Annotated in this window: 18 protein-coding genes; 6 read left to right on the top strand and 12 right to left on the bottom strand. The window is 66.1% G+C overall.

Features of this window, described 5'->3' with window-relative positions; all coding sequences use genetic code 11:
- Window positions 1-9: 9 nt before the first annotated feature.
- From RO07_RS02250 to RO07_RS02235, 4 genes are read right to left on the bottom strand one after another with little or no spacing between them, the layout of a single operon-like run.
- A complete protein-coding gene (locus tag RO07_RS02250) occupies window positions 10-828 on the bottom strand; it encodes an ABC-type transport auxiliary lipoprotein family protein (protein ID WP_052266947.1) in 819 nt (272 codons plus the stop codon).
- Window positions 825-1,784: an MlaD family protein gene (locus RO07_RS02245; protein ID WP_039407716.1), complete on the bottom strand. Its 960-nt coding sequence runs from the start codon at window positions 1,782-1,784 to the stop codon at window positions 825-827. The genes RO07_RS02250 and RO07_RS02245 overlap by 4 nt, the downstream gene beginning before the upstream one ends.
- Window positions 1,774-2,679: an ABC transporter ATP-binding protein gene (locus RO07_RS02240; RefSeq protein WP_418303714.1), complete on the bottom strand. Its 906-nt coding sequence runs from the start codon at window positions 2,677-2,679 to the stop codon at window positions 1,774-1,776. Before RO07_RS02240 ends, RO07_RS02245 begins: the two co-directional genes overlap by 11 nt.
- A gap of 44 nt (window positions 2,680-2,723) precedes the next feature.
- A complete protein-coding gene (locus tag RO07_RS02235) occupies window positions 2,724-3,845 on the bottom strand; it encodes an MlaE family ABC transporter permease (RefSeq protein ID WP_039407714.1) in 1,122 nt (373 codons plus the stop codon).
- Between the two features lie 217 nt (window positions 3,846-4,062).
- On the opposite strand from RO07_RS02235, the gene RO07_RS02230 reads away from it, so the two are divergent.
- From RO07_RS02230 to RO07_RS02220, 3 genes are read left to right on the top strand one after another with little or no spacing between them, the layout of a single operon-like run.
- Window positions 4,063-5,034, top strand: a complete 972-nt coding sequence (locus RO07_RS02230; protein ID WP_052266946.1) for a biotin--[acetyl-CoA-carboxylase] ligase — start codon at window positions 4,063-4,065, stop codon at window positions 5,032-5,034.
- On the top strand, window positions 5,031-6,149 hold the full coding sequence (locus RO07_RS02225; RefSeq protein ID WP_052266945.1) for a type III pantothenate kinase: 1,119 nt from the start codon (window positions 5,031-5,033) through the stop codon (window positions 6,147-6,149). Before RO07_RS02230 ends, RO07_RS02225 begins: the two co-directional genes overlap by 4 nt.
- A gap of 1 nt (window position 6,150) precedes the next feature.
- The gene (locus RO07_RS02220) at window positions 6,151-7,065 is read left to right on the top strand and encodes an SPOR domain-containing protein (RefSeq protein ID WP_039407712.1); all 915 of its coding nucleotides are present in this window, start codon (window positions 6,151-6,153) and stop codon (window positions 7,063-7,065) included.
- Between the two features lie 36 nt (window positions 7,066-7,101).
- Here the strand turns inward: RO07_RS02220 and RO07_RS02215 are convergent, their stop codons facing one another.
- The 3 genes from RO07_RS02215 to RO07_RS02205 all read right to left on the bottom strand — a co-directional run bounded on the left by RO07_RS02215 (window position 7,102) and on the right by RO07_RS02205 (window position 9,639).
- The gene (locus tag RO07_RS02215; RefSeq protein WP_039407710.1) at window positions 7,102-8,109 is read right to left on the bottom strand and encodes an asparaginase; all 1,008 of its coding nucleotides are present in this window, start codon (window positions 8,107-8,109) and stop codon (window positions 7,102-7,104) included.
- On the bottom strand, window positions 8,106-8,609 hold the full coding sequence (rfaE2, locus tag RO07_RS02210) for a D-glycero-beta-D-manno-heptose 1-phosphate adenylyltransferase (RefSeq protein WP_039413956.1): 504 nt from the start codon (window positions 8,607-8,609) through the stop codon (window positions 8,106-8,108). Before rfaE2 ends, RO07_RS02215 begins: the two co-directional genes overlap by 4 nt.
- Window positions 8,610-8,775: 166 nt before the next feature.
- Window positions 8,776-9,639, bottom strand: a complete 864-nt coding sequence (locus RO07_RS02205; protein ID WP_174234889.1) for a ferritin family protein — start codon at window positions 9,637-9,639, stop codon at window positions 8,776-8,778.
- A gap of 705 nt (window positions 9,640-10,344) precedes the next feature.
- Between RO07_RS02205 and RO07_RS25420 the strand changes: the two genes are divergently transcribed.
- The 3 genes from RO07_RS25420 (at window position 10,345) to RO07_RS02190 (ending at window position 12,285) form a co-directional block, all read left to right on the top strand.
- Window positions 10,345-10,950, top strand: a complete 606-nt coding sequence (locus RO07_RS25420) for a chalcone isomerase family protein (protein WP_160118080.1) — start codon at window positions 10,345-10,347, stop codon at window positions 10,948-10,950.
- Between the two features lie 83 nt (window positions 10,951-11,033).
- On the top strand, window positions 11,034-11,471 hold the full coding sequence (locus RO07_RS02195; RefSeq protein ID WP_039407707.1) for a nuclear transport factor 2 family protein: 438 nt from the start codon (window positions 11,034-11,036) through the stop codon (window positions 11,469-11,471).
- 226 nt (window positions 11,472-11,697) lie between these two features.
- Window positions 11,698-12,285 (top strand): LysE family translocator, encoded by a 588-nt coding sequence (locus tag RO07_RS02190; RefSeq protein WP_039407706.1) that lies wholly within the window; start codon window positions 11,698-11,700, stop codon window positions 12,283-12,285.
- Window positions 12,286-12,300: 15 nt separating this feature from the next.
- Here RO07_RS02190 and RO07_RS02185 read toward each other — a convergent pair whose 3' ends face one another.
- From RO07_RS02185 to RO07_RS02165, 5 genes are all read right to left on the bottom strand, one after another.
- Window positions 12,301-13,185: an AraC family transcriptional regulator gene (locus tag RO07_RS02185; RefSeq protein ID WP_084072813.1), complete on the bottom strand. Its 885-nt coding sequence runs from the start codon at window positions 13,183-13,185 to the stop codon at window positions 12,301-12,303.
- Window positions 13,186-13,190: 5 nt separating this feature from the next.
- On the bottom strand, window positions 13,191-14,489 hold the full coding sequence (locus RO07_RS02180; protein WP_039407702.1) for a patatin-like phospholipase family protein: 1,299 nt from the start codon (window positions 14,487-14,489) through the stop codon (window positions 13,191-13,193).
- 71 nt (window positions 14,490-14,560) lie between these two features.
- Window positions 14,561-15,472, bottom strand: a complete 912-nt coding sequence (locus tag RO07_RS02175) for a PhaM family polyhydroxyalkanoate granule multifunctional regulatory protein (protein WP_052266944.1) — start codon at window positions 15,470-15,472, stop codon at window positions 14,561-14,563.
- 112 nt (window positions 15,473-15,584) lie between these two features.
- Entirely contained in the window at window positions 15,585-16,406 is an 822-nt protein-coding gene (locus RO07_RS02170) for an enoyl-CoA hydratase/isomerase family protein (RefSeq protein WP_039407700.1), read from the bottom strand.
- Window positions 16,407-16,560: 154 nt separating this feature from the next.
- Window positions 16,561-17,712 carry an ABC transporter substrate-binding protein gene (locus RO07_RS02165; RefSeq protein WP_039407699.1) on the bottom strand — a complete coding sequence of 384 codons (1,152 nt, stop codon included), beginning with the start codon at window positions 17,710-17,712 and terminating at the stop codon, window positions 16,561-16,563.
- Between the last annotated feature and the right edge of the window lie 247 nt (window positions 17,713-17,959).

Here is a 17,959-nt window from a genome sequence, read left to right as displayed (position 1 = left end):
CCTCCGGACTTACCGCGCCTGTGCCGGCGAGAGCGCCGGCAAAGCACGCGACTGCGCCGGCGCACGAGTCGTCGCCGAGGGTGCGGGCACACGGCCCGCGAGCCATTGAATCAACTGCGTCTGCACGGCATCGCTCGCAGTTGCCAGCGCACGCGCCCCACCGGCGGCATCGGCGCTCGCTGCAGGCGCTTGCGCGCGCAGCGTCGTTTGTGCGAGCAGCTTTGGTCCATCGAACAACGTGGCCCGCACCTGCACCACGCCGTGGCTCGCCGACGCACTGTCGAAGTACTGCGAGAACTCCTCGAGCTCCACCCGCAATGCCGGCGCCGCAGTCGGGTCACCCGCCGCGAGCACGGCGCGTTCGACGGACAGGGCCCCGCGCAGGCGATCGCCAAACAACCGCGCGGGCGACGCGAGCCATCGGCTGTTCGCATACGCGCGCGCCTGATCGCCTTCGCTCGACGGCAACCGGTAATAGATCACGTCGGAGTCGAGCCAGTTCGGCGCGTTGACCACCACCTTGAGCGGCGACAGGCGCGATGCCCCCGCCCCCGAGGCGCCCGATGCCGCCACATCCGACGCGGCGGCGACGACGGCCGCGTTACCGGTCGATGCGGCGGGCACCGTCGGCGGCCCGAGATCGAAACGCGTGAGCCCCCCCGACGGCGCGGAGCTCGCGCATCCGGCCACAAGCGCGGCCACCCCGGCATAGAGACACCATGTGGCCAACGCGCGTGCCATTCTCACTTTTGCACCCTGCCGGATCGACTGGATCCCGGTCGGCTCGGTCATCTCGATTTCCCCTTGCATGACGGTATCGCGCATCATCGGCCTGCTCCACCGGGCCACGAGAAGCCCGACTCACCCGGACCGGGTGGCGGCGGAGAGGTTCCGAACAGCAGCGCGCGCGGATTGCGATTGATGGTCTCAGCCGCTTGACCAACGGCTTGCGTCGTAAAGCGAAGATCGTCGGAGAGCGTATTGAGGCGCGGCAGCGCTTCCTGCTGCAGGGAACCCTCGAAGGTATGCATCGTGCCTTCGAACGCCGCGAGACTCGACGCCGCTTGATCCGCCGCCCGCCCGACGCTATCCAGATTGCGCACCAGCGGCCCTTGTGGATCGGACAATTGCTGGGTCAGACGATTCGCGCCGGTGAGCGTGCCATTGAGTTCACGCACGGTCTCCGGCAACTGTCTGGTAACGGGTTCGAGCTGCTGCGCCACGCGATTCACGCTCTGCGCCGCCGTCTTCACACTGTTGATCGAATCCATCACCGCTTGCCGGTTCTCGGGCGAGAGCAGTTGATTGACCGAGGAACTCGCTTCCTCGAGCTGGCGCACCAGACTGTTACCGCGTCGCTGCAACTCGTCGATGAAGCCCGGGCGCAGACGCAGTTGCGCAACGTGCGCCGCGCTCGACGGCAGCATGGTGCGGTCATCCCCGTCGTCGTCGAGTTGCACGAAGGCCAGGCCGGTCACGCCCTGATAGCTCAGCGTGGCGAAAGTCGACTTGGTCATCGGCGTGCCTTCGTTGACCAGAATGCGAATCAGGATCTGACCCGGCGCATGCGGATCGAACTTGATGAAGTCCACCTTGCCCACGGCCAGCCCGCGATAGCGAACGACGGACTCGGGATTCAAACCGTTCACATTGGTGTGCGCCACGAGATCGTAGGGTACGCGCACGCGATTGTCCCGGTTGAACCAGTACACCGCGGCGGCAACCGCCGCGAGCAACACCAGCGTGAAGAGGCCCGCCATGAAAGCGTGCGATTTATTTTCCATCGTCGAGTAACTCCGAAATCCTGGCGCGCCGCGCCGCGGGCAGGGCCAGCAACGCGCGTCTGCCGCGCTCACCGAGGAAGAAGCTGTGGATAAACGGGTGATCGACCCGCACCACGTCTTCGACGGGCGCATTGACAAGCACCTTGCGATCGGCGAGCACCGCCACGCGTGTAGCGAGCATCATCACGGTATCGAGGTCGTGCGTGACCATCACGACCGTCAGTCCGAGCGAATGGTGCAGGCCACGGACCATGTCCACGAATTCGTCGGAGGCCTGCGGATCGAGACCCGCCGTCGGCTCATCGAGAAAGAGCAGTTCGGGCTCCAGCGCAATCGCGCGTGCGATCCCGACGCGCTTGATCATCCCGCCCGACAATTCCGACGGCATGCGATTGGCCATGCGCCCCGACAGCCCGACCATTTCGAGCTTGTACATCACGACATCGCGAATCAGATCCTCGGACAGCGTGTGCAGTTCTCGCAGCGGCTGTGCAATGTTGTCGAACACCGTCATGGCCGAAAACAGCGCGCCGCGCTGGAACAGCATGCCCGAGCGGCGACGCAGCAGGTGTGCCGTGCGCCGGTCGATCATCGTGATGTCGTGACCGAAGACGCTGATATGCCCGCTCGTGGGCGCCTCCAGTCCGATGATCTGGCGAATCAGCGTGGTCTTGCCCGAGCCCGATCCCCCCACGAGCGCGATGATTTCGCTCTGCCCCACGGTGAGATCGAGGTGATCGTGGATCGTGTGCGTGCCATAGCGCTTGGTAAGGTCGCGCACTTCGATCACCGGCTGCGCTTCGCCAGGCAACGTCGACGACACCGGCGGGCAGCCGATGGCCGAGGCGCGCATGTCGTCGGACAGAGGGGCGGTGGAAACAGAAGCCGTGGCCATGGATGCTGCCGATTGCGACAGTTGAGGCACCGTGGACTCGCTCATCAGCCGATCCCCACGTTGCGGAACAGGATGGCGAAGACGGCGTCGGCCAGAATCACCACCGTGATCGCCGTGACCACCGATTGCGTCGTGCCTTCCCCCAGGCTCTGCGTGTTCGGTTTGACACGCATGCCGAAGTGGCAGGCCACGAGCGCGATCAGCATGCCGAAGACGACACCCTTGCCAAGCCCGATCCACAGGTTCGCGATGCGCACCGCATTGGGCAGCGTGGCGAAGAAGTAATGCAGCCCGATGCCGAGCTCGTACTTCGCGGCGAGCGCACCGCCGAGCAGCGCGACGATGTTCGTCCACATGACCAGCAGCGGCATGGCGATCGCCAGCGCAATGACTTTCGGCAGTACGAGCCTCAGTCCATGCGGAATGTCCATCACGCGCATCGCATCGAGCTCTTCGGTCACTCGCATGACGCCCAACTGCGCCGTGATGGCGGAACCCGAGCGGCCGGCGACCAGAATCGCGGAAAGCACCGGGCCCAGTTCACGGATCACGGACAGGCCGAGAATGTTGACGATGAACGTGCTCGCGCCGTACAGCTTCAATTGCTGCGCCGACAGATACGACAGCACGATGCCGATCAGGAACGCGACGAGCGCCGTGATGCCGAGCGCCCTGGTGCCAGCGCTATAGATATTGGCGGAGATTTCCAGCCACGGTGCGCGCACAGGGTGCCGCACGACGCGGCCGAGATCGATGACGAAACGCCCGAACATCGTAATGCCGTCGCGCAGGTGATCGCACAGCGAGAACAGGGAATAGCCCAGTTGGCTCACCGGATCGACGCGGCGCTTGGACACCGGGCTTTGCCGCGAGCGATCGAATTCCGCGAGGTGATCGAACAGCGCGCGCTGTGTCGGAGTCAGTGCGATACGCGGCGGAAACTTGCGATTCCAGAAGCGCCAGAGCGCTTGCGCCCCCACGTGATCGAGCCGCTCGACGCACGTAAGGTCCCACGCCAGTTCCCCGCGGGGCAGCGCGTGCGCCAGGCGCAGCAGCGTCTTCTTGCGCTGCGAGAGCGCCAGCGCCGTCCACAGGCCGCGCAGCATTACCACCGGGCCTTGCGGCGAGGTGGTCAGCTCCAGAGTGGGCACGGCATCGAGGTCCAAAACAGACGGTCTCCTGACAACAAATCCGCCAAAAAATGCGGCGGAAGACTGCGAAACGCGGTCATTGTACGGTACAGGCGCGACCACACGATGGCAACCCGGCGGCAACTGAAAACGTGCCGGAATCGGCCGAACGCCCATTCGGATGATGCTGAAAAACCAGCATTGACGCAGGGCAGACCGACGCAGCCCCTGCCTCGCCGCTACAATAGCAGCCATGAATATCGCCTCACCTTCCTCGCCCATCGCGTCGTCCACGGAGCCGACGCACGACACGTCGGCGCGCCGCCTCGACGGTGACCGAATTCGTGCGCGTCTGGCATCTGCCTGCCGTGGCTGGCGGATCGAAGTCGTGTCGTCCACCGGCTCCACGAACGTCGATCTGCTCACACGGCTTCGCGAAGACGCCGCATGTGCGCCGATCGTGCGCGCGGCCATGATACAGACGGCCGGGCGCGGGCAGCGCGGGCGCACATGGCAGAGCTTGCCGGGCGACAGCCTCACGTTCTCGCTGGCGTATGTGATGCCCGGTGGCCCGGCCGAACTGGCTGGGCTTTCGCTTGCCACGGGTGTCGCGGTCGTGGAGGGACTCTCCGATCTGCCGCTGTCGGCGCCGCAGGCGCTGGGCCTCAAATGGCCCAACGACGTACTGCTGCGCGGCGGCAAGCTGGCTGGCATTCTCATCGAAACGGTGCCCGCCGGCCCGGGCCGGATCGGCGTCGTGATCGGCATCGGCGTGAATCTGCGCCAGGTCGGAGACGTCGCCACGCGAATCGACGGTGCGTCCGCCTCGGCGGCTCCGGCGGTCGAGACGACAGACGGCGCACGGACAACGGCGGCCGTGCCTGCCACCCCACCCGCCGCGCTCGAAACCGTGTTGGCGGAACCCGATATGTCGTCGGTGCTGATCGCGCTGGTGCAGCGTCTGTCCGACATGCTCACGCGCTTCGCCGAACACGGCTTCGGCGCGTTTCGCGAGGATTGGGAAACGATGCACGCCTACCGCGATACGCCGATTCGATTGATCGAACACGGACGCGATCTGCTGCACGGCGTTGCGCTCGGCGTCGACGAGAAGGGGGGCTTGCGCGTGGCGACGACCGAAGGCGAACGCACCATTGCCAGCGGCGAAGTTTCCGTGCGCCTGCTGGATTCCACCGCGTACGGTGGATCGGGGCGACATCGATGACCGCGCGCCGGAGAACGCCGAACGCCCGGGCGTCCACGCTGCCAGGCGGCAGCACTGACGACGCAAAGGCCCCCTCGCTCGCCGCCACGAACGGCGCCGGGGATGCGAACGACGCGCCATGGTTGCTCGTCGACGCGGGGAACAGTCGAATCAAGTGGGCGTTGGCGCCGGCAACGCGTCCCGCCGACTGGCGGGCGGCGGCGCCGGCGTTTCTTGCCAGTGGCGCCGTCGACCATGCCGAGTGGCGCGCTCTGGCCCCCCAGATTCGCGGGGGCTGGGCGGCAATGACCGCCGGCGCTGGCCAGAACGCGCACTTCGCGCCGAATACCGCGCCACTGGCCATGGGTCAAGGCGGTCAGGGTGGTCAGGGCGGCCACGATGGCGGCTTCATCTGCCCCGCACCGGCGGGTGTCTGGCTCACGAACGTGGCCGGCGAAGCAGCGGAGCAGGCCGTGCGCATGACACTGCAAACGCTATGGGGCATGGCATCGGCCGACTGGTTGCAGGTGCTGCGTGCGAGCGAAGCGCGCTCGGGGGTGCGCAACGGCTACCAGCAACCGGCGCAACTCGGCAGCGACCGCTGGGCAAGCCTGATCGGCGCCCACGCGGCATGGCCCGGCGAACACCTGCTCATCGTCACGCTGGGAACCGCAACGACCGTCGAAGCCCTGCGTGGCGATGGGGAATATCTCGGCGGCCTGATTGCCCCGGGGCCGGCACTGATGCTCCAGTCCCTCGGGCAAGGCACCGCGCAGCTGCCCACGCTCGACGCGGCGATGCCTTCGGGGGGACAGGACTTCGCACGCAGCACGTCGGACGCCATTCTGCGCGGCTGTGCGGCAGCCCAGGCGGGACTCGTGGAGCGCAGTCATGCGCAGTTGCAGACGCAGCTCGGTGCGACGGTGCGCTGCGTGCTCGCGGGTGGTGCGCGTCACGCACTCGCGCAAACGCTCGCCCTGCCCTTTACCGAACACGATCAGTTGGTGCCCGCCGGGCTGTACGAAGTGGCGCTTGGCGCTGGCGGCGTGCTCGCGGGAACAGCACCCGCTTCGGGTGCGGCATCGGCCCCGGTGCCGGAATCCCGCGACAGCGGCCATGCCCGAGGAGGCGTCTGAGATGTTGCGCGCACTGTTGCTGCTGATGTTCATCGTTGCGAACGCGGCGCTTGCGGCCGTGCAATTCGGCTGGCTGAAATGGCGCGACGTGCTGCCGGCCACAGGTCGTGAGCCCGCGCGGCTGACGACACAACTCGAGCCCGGGCGGATTCGTCTGACGCGGGCGGAAATCAGCGCCCCGCTGCCGGCGAGCGGTGCCTCCGCCGTGCTCGACTCAGGGGGCGCGAGTCAGACGGCGGCCGCTTCGAATGACGGGCCCGCGCGGGAGGCAGACGCGTCGCGATCATCTGCCTCGGCGGCGGTTGCAGCCGCGAGTCAGGCGGTGGCGGCAACGACGCCGAACGCGGTGTCGAGCGCAGTGTCGAGTGATGCGACGGCAGCCCAATCGGCATCGCAAGCCGCGGCGACGATGGCGGCTACGGCCGCGTCGACATGCCTCGACATCGGCCCCTTCGCATCGAACGACGCACCGCAAGCGCGCGGTCTGTTGCTCGCCGCGCTGCCTGCCGGACAGGGCGACATTCAGTCCATCGCACTCGACAAGCGCTACTGGGTGCACCTTGACCCGGTACCCAACAAGGCCGCCGCCGACAAGCAGGTCGCGCAGTTGCGTGCGGCAGGCGTCACCGAGTATTTCCTGCTCAATGGCGACGGGCCGAATCTCGTGGTCTCGCTCGGCCTGTTCAGCGATCGCGAACGCGCTGCACGACTGATGTCGACCGCACAGAAAAAAGGCCTCACGCCGCAATTGAGCGAGAGGCCGAATGCCAAGAGCCGGATCATTTACCGCATTGCCGGCATCAACACGAATGCGGCGACACAGGTGCGCGGCGTCGTGTCGCAGCAGTGGTCCGCGAACCTCGTCAAGGCATGCCCGACACCTGCGGGCAGCCCGCCCACAGGCGGCGACCGCTGAGCAGAGCCGGGCGGGGCACAGCGGTGTTGAAGTCGGTCAGCCCACGCGCTTGAGTTCGACCACCGGTCGCAGGACACCCGTATGAATGCCGCGCGCGTTCTTGACGATCGGCAGCGCCCACGGCGCCAAGCCCGTCGTCTCCGGTGATTCGACGAGTCCGAGTGCCTTCAGTACGGCAACGGCAGCGGTATAGAGCGCCCGCATGTTGCCATCGACGACCTTGATCGCGATGCCGAGTCCGGCCGAGCGCACACCCATGGTCTGTACGCCGTCCGCGCCGATCTTCGCCACCCAGTCGCCCGGGGCCATGCGCATGAATGCCAGATCGTTGCGCGCCGTGCCGGACACCATTTCGGGTTGCTGCGTCATGGCGGCGAAGAGGGTCGAGAGCGCGGCGTCGTCGCTCGCGGCAAGCCGCGCATAGGCGCCGGCGAGTTTCTCGAGCGGCAATGCGTAGTTCGGCGCCGAGCAACCGTCGATGCCCAGCGCAAGCGTGTCGCCAGGCACACCGACAACGCCGCCCACACGCGCACGAATCGCCTGCTGCAACGGATGCGCGGGATCGAGGTAAGTGTCGAGCGGCAGGCCGTGCTGCGCGCAATACGCCAGGAAGCCCGCGTGCTTGCCCGAACAGTTGTGATGCAGCGCCGTGGGCCTGAGGTCCGCCGGAGCGCGCTTGCCTGTCGCCGAATAGAAGGTGGGCGTGTGGCAGCCGCATTGCAGATGATGCTCGTCGCATCCCGCCTTGCTCAGCAGGCTTTTCACCCCTTCGACGTGGAACGGCTCGCCCGAGTGGCTGGCGCACAGCAACGCGAGCTCGCTCTGCGTCAGGTTGAAATGCCCGACGCCGTCTCCCTCCACGAAGGGCAGTGCCTGGAACGGCTTGAGCGTGGAACGCGAGAAAGTGAGGAACGACGGATCGCCGGCGGCATAACGCAGACGCCCCTGCGCATCGACCACGGCCACCGAGCCGTAGTGCACGCATTCGACGGTATCGATGCCCTTCGCCCCACGAGTGACTTCAACGAGCGGCGCCAGATTCATGATTGCGCACGTACTTTCTTGAGCAACGACGTCGTCGAGCGCTGATGCTCGAACGGAATTGCCAGCGCCTTGCCGCCCCAGCTACGCACGAGCGCCGACTCCGGCAGCTTGTCCATGTCGTAGTCGCCGCCCTTGACGAGAATGTCCGGACGCACCGCCGCGATCAGCGCCTCGGGGGTCGACTCGCCGAACTTGACGACGTAATCCACGCTCTGGAGCGCAGCGAGCAGTGCGGCGCGATCGTCCTCGTGATTGACGGGACGGTCGTCTCCTTTGCCGAGCGTGCGCACCGATGCGTCGGTGTTGACTGCGACGACCAGACACGCACCCAGGGCGCGCGCCTGCGCGAGATAGGTCACGTGTCCGCGATGCAGGATGTCGAACACACCGTTGGTGAACACGAGCGGACGCGGCAACGTGGGCGCCAACGCCACGAGGTCGTCGCGCGAGAGCACCTTGGTCTCGAAATCGACCGGGGAAATGACTTGGGAAGAGGACATGACAATCATTCGAAGTGGACGCGCTATTGTCCCACGCGTCGCACCGTGGAGCCTCGGTTGTCTGTGCAGGGCAACAAAAAAGGGGCCGAAGCCCCTTTTCGCATCGATACGCGGCCGTCTGTTCCGGTCCTTGCGTCGGACGGAGGACAGCGCCTACCGCGGAGTATTACGACGCCGCGACCGCCGGCGAAGCCACGGCCGCCAGGCGGCCAGTGATTTCCTTGCGGTAGCGGTTCAGATCCTGCGCGGTCGCAAACGTACGCTCGAACAGCAGCGACATGTTGTGCAGAATGCGCTCGACCACCTTCTTCTCCCAGCTGTCGTCGAACTTGATCTGTTCGTCGAGCCAGTGCTCGAGCCACTCCGGCTCCGGCAGACGCGACTGCACCGTGTCGTTCGGGAACAGATCCTTGTTCACGTGCAGGTTGGTCGGATGCAGCGGCTTTTCGGTGCGACGCGCCGACGCCATCAGCACGCCGATCTTGGCGAACGCAGCGCGCGCGTTGTCGCCGAAGCTCGTGAGCGCCTTCTTCATGTAGCGCAGGTAGGCGCCGCCATGGCGGGCTTCATCGCGCGAAATGATCTCGTAGATGGCCTTGATCACCGGCTCGGTGTGCCATTCGGCCGCACGGCGATACCAGTGGTTCAGACGGATTTCGCCGCAGAAGTGCAGCATCAGCGTCTCGAGCGGCGGTGCCGGATCGAAGGGGAAGCGCACGGCGTGCAGCTCGGCTTCGGTCGGGACGAGCTCCGGGCGAAAGCGCCGCAGGTATTCCATGAGCACCAGCGAATGCTTCTGCTCCTCGAAGAACCACACACTCATGAACGCCGAGAAATCGCTGTCGTCACGGTTATCACGCAGGAACATCTCGGTGGCCGGCAGCGCCGCCCATTCCGTGATGGCATTCATCTTGATGGTGCGCGCCTGATCGTCGGTCAGTTGGCTGGCGTCGAACTTGTCCCACGGAATGTCCTTCTCCATGTTCCAACGCACTGCCTCCAGCGACTTGTACAGCTCGGGATACAACATTTCGTTCATTTCAATTACCCCCAAGGTCGCGAGACCTTACACCAGGACTCAAGATAGTATTGTGAAAGTTTACGCCGAATTTCGACAGACAAAACAGTGAGCGCGATGCGAACGCCCCCCGCCGTCCGGCTTCACGTCTTGAACCCTGTCGCCGCGGAAGGACGACGAATTTAACGCCTGTAATCTGGCCGCATCCTGTCGATCCAGCTTAGAGCGACCCTACTAAAATCTGGGCAAACTCTTGAATCATAACATAAAAGCCTTTAATTACCGTGTCCGCCGACAGCCACGTGACGGTAATGCGTCGTAATTTTGACGACGGTCAATTTGTCACACAAAGCCCCTAAGCTCAAGGGGCGACAGCCCTTTCGGCCCCCCGTCGACATGGCCTCCCGACGCTGCTTCGATCGTGCTCGTACCCGCCCCTGTCCGGGGGCCTCACCGCGGTGCGTCAGGGTATTTCCTTGTACGACGGGCCTGCGCGGACTGCGTTCGATGGTCTACGCTGAAACCAGTCGTTCCGTTCTTGCGACCGCCCCCGCTATGCGGGTGCCGGCGACGCGGCGATGCTCGCCTCGTTTTGAGGATAGTTCTCAATCGCAATTACGCAACAAGTTGTTTCGGCTGGCGTCACGGACGAACGACCCGCGCGCCGCCAACGGGCCTACCAACTCGACTGGATCCTTGACCGATAAGGAGCCGAGCATGGCTACTCGTCCCGCAATTGCCCCCGCTGGTCCATCCACCCCAGCTACCGCGTCCGCCGCGCTCGTTGCGCGCCTGCGTGCTTGCTGCTTTCTGGCGGCCGTGGCTATCGCGCCCGCGGCGCTGGCCTTCGACGCCGGCCAGCTCGCCTCGCAGGAGGTGCCCACCGCGCATCTCGTCGGACAAGGCTCCTTCACGCGCCTGGGTTTCCACCTGTACGACGCCGTCCTTTTCTCCGGCAGCGAGCGCGTCGGCGCGAACTGGAGCGCGCAGCCACTGGTCCTCGACCTCCGATACGCACGCAGTTTCAAGTCGCGTACGCTCGTGCAGCGAAGCCTGATCGAGATGACCCGGCTGCAGGTCGCGACCGATGCCGAACGTCAGCGCTGGGCGGAGCAGCTCTCGCACATCCTGCCGGACGTGTCGGCGGGTCAGCATCTGACGGGTGTCTTCCTGCCTGGCGACGGCACGCGGTTTTTCTCGGACGGCAAGCTCATCGGCCAGATCGCCGGCGACGCGTTCGGGCGGGCGTTCTTCGCCATCTGGCTCGATCCGCGCACCAGCGCGCCGGACTTGCGCGCCGAACTGGTCAGCAACTCGCACTGAGGCGCGCGGGCGGGGCGGCATCGACGACGGCACCGGTCAACCCACCGACAACGCGCGGCTCCAGCGCCCAAGCAAATGTGCCTATGGAAATCGAACATGCGGCCGCGCTCGCACGCCTGACACGCTACTTCGAGACGCTCACCCGGCAAAGCGTCGCGAATCTGGGCGAATTCTATACGCCGAACGTCTATCTCAAGACGCCGCTGCACGAGGTGCGCGGCGCGGCCGGAGTCGCGGGGCTGCTGACGCACCTGTACGAGCGCGTCGACGTACCGCGTTTCGAGATCACAGCAACGCTGTTGCAGCACAACCAGGCGCTGCTCGTCTGGAATCTCCATTTCCGCCTGAAACGCCGGCTCGACGACGAACAGGTCATCCATGGCGCGTCGCACTTGAGATTGGCCGTTGACGGGCGCGTCGCGTATCAGCGCGACTACTGGGACGCCACCGAAGACCTCTACCTGAAGCTGCCCGTCGTCGGCCGCCTGCTGCATTGGCTGCGTCAGCGCTTCCTGCTCTGAATTTCCGGCGTCGCCGGCACGCTCAACATACCGGCTCACATCGCCCTCCCTCCATTGCCTCATCGCACCCGCGTCAAGCGCCGCCTGCCTCCGCCGCGTCCGTCACCCGCCCTGCCCATCGCAGGCCCATCGTTGCCCACGAGGGCAGTTTTCTTCAATACACGACGCCCTTCACCCTCTACAGTCGGAACCTCGCATCACCGTCTTCTCCGCAGTGAGGTTTCCGATGACTTTGTTCTATTCGATGGCCGCATTCGCGCTGGCCGCTTCGATCACTCCCGGCCCGGTCAACGTCGTGGCCCTGGGCGCCGGCGCGCGCTACGGGCTCGTGCCCAGTCTGCGCCACGTGACCGGCGCCACGGTGGGGTTCGATCTGTTGCTCGTCGCGGTCGGCTTCGGCCTTTACGAACTGCTGCAGCGCATGCCCGTACTGATGCACGCGATCCAATGGTTCGGCGTGGCGTTCCTGCTGTACATGGCTTACAAGCTCGCCCGCGACGATGGCGAGCTCGGCGACGCCAACGCACAACGCGGCCCCTCTCTCATACAAGGGGCCGTCATGCAGTGGCTCAATCCCAAGGCGTGGCTTGCGGCGCTCGCCGGCATGGGCGCGTACACCGCAGGCGAGCCGACGCGCATCTGGCAGTTCGCGGCAATCTATTTCGTCGTCTGCTGGCTGTCGGTCGGCTGCTGGGCTGCGGCCGGCGCGTTGATGCGGCATCAGATGCGCAACGCGAAGCGCGTGCAACGCCTGAACCGGGTGATGGCAACGCTGCTCGCGGGCAGCGCCGTGTACCTCGTGGCAACCATGTGAGCGCCGCCGCGCCGCTCACGCGGCGCGCGACTCTCGATATTGCCCAGGCGTGGCGGCGAGTAGCTGCTTGAACGTACGCTGGAAGTGCGCCTGATCGGCAAAGCCGGCGTCAAGCGCGACCTCGGCGATCGCGTGGCCCCGGCGCAACCGGGCCCGTGCGTACTGAATCCGCTGATTCATCAGGAACGCGTGAGGCGTAAGGCCGTACTGCGCACGAAATGCACGCGTGAGATACGACGCCGACAGACCCGCCGCTGCGCAGATCTGTGCGAGCGTAAGCGACTCGCGGCAGTGTGCGCGAATGAAATCGGCCGCGTCGCCAAGCTTCTTCGACTTCTGCGGATCGTCCCGCACCGGTTGCGGCGCCGGATTCAGTCGTTCGTGCACATCGATGAAACACTGCTGTACGGCGCTCTCACGTTCGAGCCGGTCGCGCGACGCATCCGTGCAGATATCGTAAAGGCGATTAATGCCCTCGTAGAGCACCGGATCGGTCGACGACAGCGGGTCGAACATGTGCAGATCCTGCCCGTGGCCGAAACCGAGCTCGCGCTGAAAATCGCGCAGCCAGCGCGTGTCGACGAACAACATGCGATACGCCCACGGCTCGTCGCCGATCGGATTGCATGCGTGCACGGCATCCGGGTTCATCACCACGACGCTGCCCTTGCCGACCGTCTCACGCGCGCGGCCGTTCAGATAGGTACTGCGTCCGCCCGTCACGACGCCGATGGAGAATGTCTCGTGGCTGTGCAGCGCGTAACACACGCGACGGCCGTCGACCACTTCGCGCGCTTCGAGGAATGGCAGCGCCGGATCGCGCCAGAAGGTCGACGGATACGCGCAGACCGCCGAGGGCTTGGCGGGCTTCAAGGATTTGGGAGATGTCGGTCGGGTCATGAGAATCAAGCGGCGTCGCCGCCGTCGCGGGCCACCGCTTGCGCGGCTTTCGGCGCCTGTGCCGCCAGCGGAGCGTTGGCCGGCGGATCGCCTCCGCCCACAGCGCCGGCTTCCACGTGATCGAGGGGGCTGGTGCCGTCGGCTTCGGCGACAAGCCAGGCCGCGATGGCATCGCGTTGTGCGTAGGCATCCGCCTCACCCAACGCGATGAGTTCCTGAGTATAGGACGACTCGAACAGCAGGTAGCTCGCGAACGCCGCACCGCGCGCCTCGTCGGCGCCAATCGCGCCAAGCATGGTGCGCACCGCGCGGGGCAGTTGTTGCAGATGGCGCGCCGCAATCGGCTCGAGGCGCTGACTCGGCGAAATGACAAGCGTCTCGATGGGTCGCCAGCCGCTCGACTCGCGATCGGCCTCGGACACGTGCCGAAGCACGTTGTTGATGTGCTGCAGACGCTCGAGGTCCGCCGACAGGCCGTCGATGAACACGCTTGCGAGCGCCTGCCCGCCGATCTGCGCAAGGCTCGGATAGCCGCCGATACGCTCGCCGCTGCTGTCCAGGCCGTACTGCGCGTGGGCCGCGCCGACGATCAGGATACGCGTGGCGCCCAGGTGGATCGGCGGACTGAGCGGCGCGATCTGGCGCATCGAACCGTCGCCGAAATACTCGGCCTGTCCGTCGAGATCGAGTTCGACGGCGGGAAAGAGAAACGGGATCGCACTCGACGCCAGCAGGTGCTCGACGGTGAGCGGCACCGCACGCGCGAGCCGCAGCGAGCGCTTCCACGCCTGGATGGGGTCGGCGCTCTGGTAGAAGGTGACGTGCTTGCCCGACGAATACGAGAGCGCCGTCACCGACAATGCGCAAAGCGCGCCGGAGGCAAACACGTCCGGCAACCGGTCGAGGCGAATGACGTTGCGCAGCATGTCGGCGAGCGGCGACCAGTCGAACAGCGATTTCGGCGAACGGCGCAGTGCCCAGCCGAGCGAAAGCGCCGCGAGCCAGCGCGCCCCGGTGCCCGCCATGCCCAGCGAGTCGGCGCGGAACACCTGTCCCGCATGGAACTGACGCCAAACGGCGTCGAGCTTCATCACGCCATGCCGGAAGTCGTCGGCGTGAGACGCCAGCGCCGCCGCGTTGATCGCGCCGGCCGACGTACCGCAGACGATGGGAAACGGGATCGCGCGCCGCGACGGCAGCACTTCGCGCTGAATTGCGGCAATCGCCGCGAGCACGCCCACCTGATACGCGGCGCGTGCGCCGCCGCCCATCAGGACGAGGCCGGTGCGTTCGCCTGAAATCATGGGGCCCCTCCTGTCGTTGCGGTCGTTGTTCCCGGTGCCGATGTCACCCGGTCGCCCGCGCTATCGCGTCGTTACCACTTCCACGCCGCCTGCTTGCCGGCGGGTTTGCCCGCCTCGCCGGCCGCCGCCGACGTCTTCGTCGATGCCTTCGCGACTGTCTTGGCGGACGTCTTTGCCGCCGCCGGTTTCGCCGGCGTCTTCCTGCTCGCAGGCGCGCGCTTGGCGGCCTTCGCGCCCGACGCCGAGCCCGTGGCGGCTCCCTTCGTCGGTGCCTTGCCGGCGCGCTTGTCGGACGTTTTCGCGGCGGCCTGCTCCGCCTTGGTCGACGCTTGGGACATCTGGGTCGCCGCCGCTTCGGTCATCTGTGCGGCCGACATGCCGGCCGCCTGCGCCGCCGCCGCGATCTGATCGAACTGCGCACGCATCGCGTTGAACCACAGCGACGGGTCGAGTGCGGTGTACGCATTGCCCGCCTGGGCGAACGGCGACTGTGCTTCGTCGCTCTTCGGCGGCGCGTCCTGCGCGGTGGCCGCCTCGGGCTCCGCTTCCGGCTCGGGTTCTGGCGTACTCGCGCGCGGCGCCACATGCTCGGCCGGTTCCGGTGTGGCGAACGGAGAACGCCAGAAATTCGCGCCCGTTGCCGCACTCTCCTGTGGCCCCGCGGCACTCGGCTTGCTTGCCGCGGCGTCGTCGCCGGCCCCGAAGCTGCCGCTGCCGAAGGCGCGCAGCGTCGCGTAAGTCGCGCGTTGCACTTCGAAGGCCTGAATGGTCGAGCGCAACACGTTCAGGTTCAGCGTGAGCCACTGCTCGACCGCCCGCATTTCGGCGATGCGGTTCTCGATCTCGTTCGGATCGAGCAACGGCGCCGTGCTTTGCATCAGTTGCGTGAGCGGCGAAGTAAACGTCGCCGGCGGGCTGAAGGCCTCCCACATTTTCTTGAGAATGTCGAAGCCATTGGGCATGGCACTCGTCGAATCGCTCATTACAGTCTCCAGTCACGGTCGGGAACGGGCGGCCAGCGGGCATTTCCCGCCTGCACGCGCACGTTGTGGCGCTTGAACACCGATCATACGCCGAGCGTGCGCACGTGGTGTGTCAGAAGGGTGCGTCGCCGCTGTAGTCCGGCGCACGGCGTTCGCGCAACGACGCAATGCCCTCGCGCACGTCGGGCCCCGAAAAACCCATGAATTCGAGCGCCAGCGACGCATCGAATGCCGGCCCCGCGCTGCGCAGCCAGTTGTTGAGCGTGTACTTCGTCCAGCGAATGGCCGTGGTCGAACCGCGCGCGAGCTTCTCAGCCACTTCAAACGCCTTGGGCAGCAAATCGGCCTCGTCGACCGTGAGCGAGACGAGCCCGATGCGCTCGGCTTCCTCACCCGTCACCGGTTCGCACAGCAGCAGGTAGTACTTCGCCTTGGCCATGCCGCACAGCAGCGGCCAGACGATCGCCGCGTGGTCGCCCGCCGCCACGCCCAGACGCGTGTGGCCGTCGATGATGCGCGCCGTCTTCGCCGCGATGGAGATGTCCGCGAGCAGGCCCGCGACGAGCCCGGCGCCGACGGCCGGCCCATGCATGGCGGAGACGATGGGCTTGCTGCAGTTGATGACGTTGTAGACGAGGTCGCGCGCCTCGCGCCACACGCGGGCGCGCACCGCGAAGTCGTCGGCCATGTCCTCCACGAGCGACAGGTCGCCGCCGCCGGAGAAGCCCTTGCCTTCGCCGCGAATCACGACGGCGCGCGTTTCGGTGTCGCGATCGATGTCGCGCCACACATCGGCCAGTTCCTGATGCATGCGATGGTCCGCCGTCGACAGGCCGCTCTTGTTCGCGCCGGCGCCCATGATCAGTTCGAGCACGCCATTGGGATGCCGCTTGAATTGCAGCGACTGATAGTGTTGATAGGGATCTTGCGACATGGCTTACCGCTCCAAAAAAATATCCCCGCGCGGGCGGGGATGGGAAACAGCGGCGCCGGACGAGGCCGGCGCCGCCCACGGTCAAACGGTCGAGGGTGCGGATGCGTGCGGCGCGGGCCGTCTCACATCCATGGGATCACGGCGGCGCGCAGGCTCACGGTGCGAGCAGCCACTTGCCGTTGTCGATCTTGACCATCACGCGAGCGCGCTGGTCGAGACCGAGGTGATCGGTCGGGCTCATGTTGATCACGCCGTTGGACACGTGCACGTTCTTGCTCGACTCGAGCGCATCGCGCAGTGCCTTGCGGAATTCCGGCGTGCCTGGCTTGGCGGTCTTCAGTGCGATGGGGATCGCACGCTGCAGCAGGATGCCGGCATCCCAGGCGTACGAACCGAACGCGGCCACGGTGCCCGCACCGTACTTGGCTTCGTACTTCTTGATGTAGTCGAGCGCGACGGCCTTGGCCGGATGATCGTTCGGCAGTTGCGACGCCACGAGCACCGGGCTGGCCGGCAGATACGTGTTGTTGCAGTCCTTGCCGCACACGCGCAGGAAGTCGTTATTACCCACGCCGTGGTTGTGGTACACGAGGCCCTTGTAGCCGCGCTCGGCGAGCGCCTTCGGCGGCAGGGCGGCCGGCGTGCCCGCCGCGCCCACGACGACGGCGTCCGGATTGGTCGCCATGATCTTCAGGATCTGGCCGGTCACACTCGGGTCGGTGCGCGCGAAACGTTCGTTGGCCACCATCTTGATCTTGTGCAGGCCCGCGAACTTGGCGACTTCTTCATAGAACGCCTCGCCCAGCGCATCGCCCTGACCGATGAACGCCATCGTCTTCACGCCGTGACGGCTTGCGTGCTCGGCAATGGCCGAGGCCATCTGCGCGTCGGTCTGCGGCGTCTTGAACATCCAGTAGCGCTTGGCGTCGACCGGCTCGATGATGCGGGCCGAGGACGCGAGCGAAATCGTCGGCGTGGTGCCGCTCGCGATCACGTCGAGCATCGCCAGCGTGTTCGGCGTGATCGACGAGCCGATGATGGCGTCGACGTGGTTCTCGGAGACGAGCTTCTTGGTGTTCTGAACGGCGGTCGTGGTGTCGGACGCATCGTCGAGCACGATGTAGTCGACCTTCTGGCCGCCGACTTCCGTCGGCAGCATGGTGACCGTATTGCGTGCGGGAATGCCGAGCGAAGCGGCAGGGCCGGTGAGCGAAATGCTCACGCCGATCTTGACCTGAGCGACAGCGCCGCCGGCCAACGCCAGCAACATCGCACCCAGCAGTGCTGTGCGCACGGGGTTTCGCATGAAAAATCTCCTGGTCTGGCCCGCGCTATTTTTTTCTTGCGCCAGGCGCCAGGACGGACACCTCGCGCCGCGCCGGCGAAAGTTAGGGCCGGCCCTCACGCCCGTCAGGGGTGCGAATCGACTCAAGGAGACAAAGAATAGCGGAGCCGGAATTGCCCGCCATATCCGGGTTCACCCTATGGCGGTGTCGACCCACGCCCCGCAAAGGCCCGCGCGATGCGAGTTTCGGAGGCCCGGCCCGACACCG

The organism is Pandoraea pulmonicola (assembly GCF_000815105.2).
In the GTDB taxonomy this organism is placed as follows: Bacteria; Pseudomonadota; Gammaproteobacteria; order Burkholderiales; family Burkholderiaceae; genus Pandoraea; species Pandoraea pulmonicola.
The sequence above is the reverse complement of the archived record's forward strand: the minus strand, read 5'-3'. Positions and strand labels throughout refer to the sequence as shown.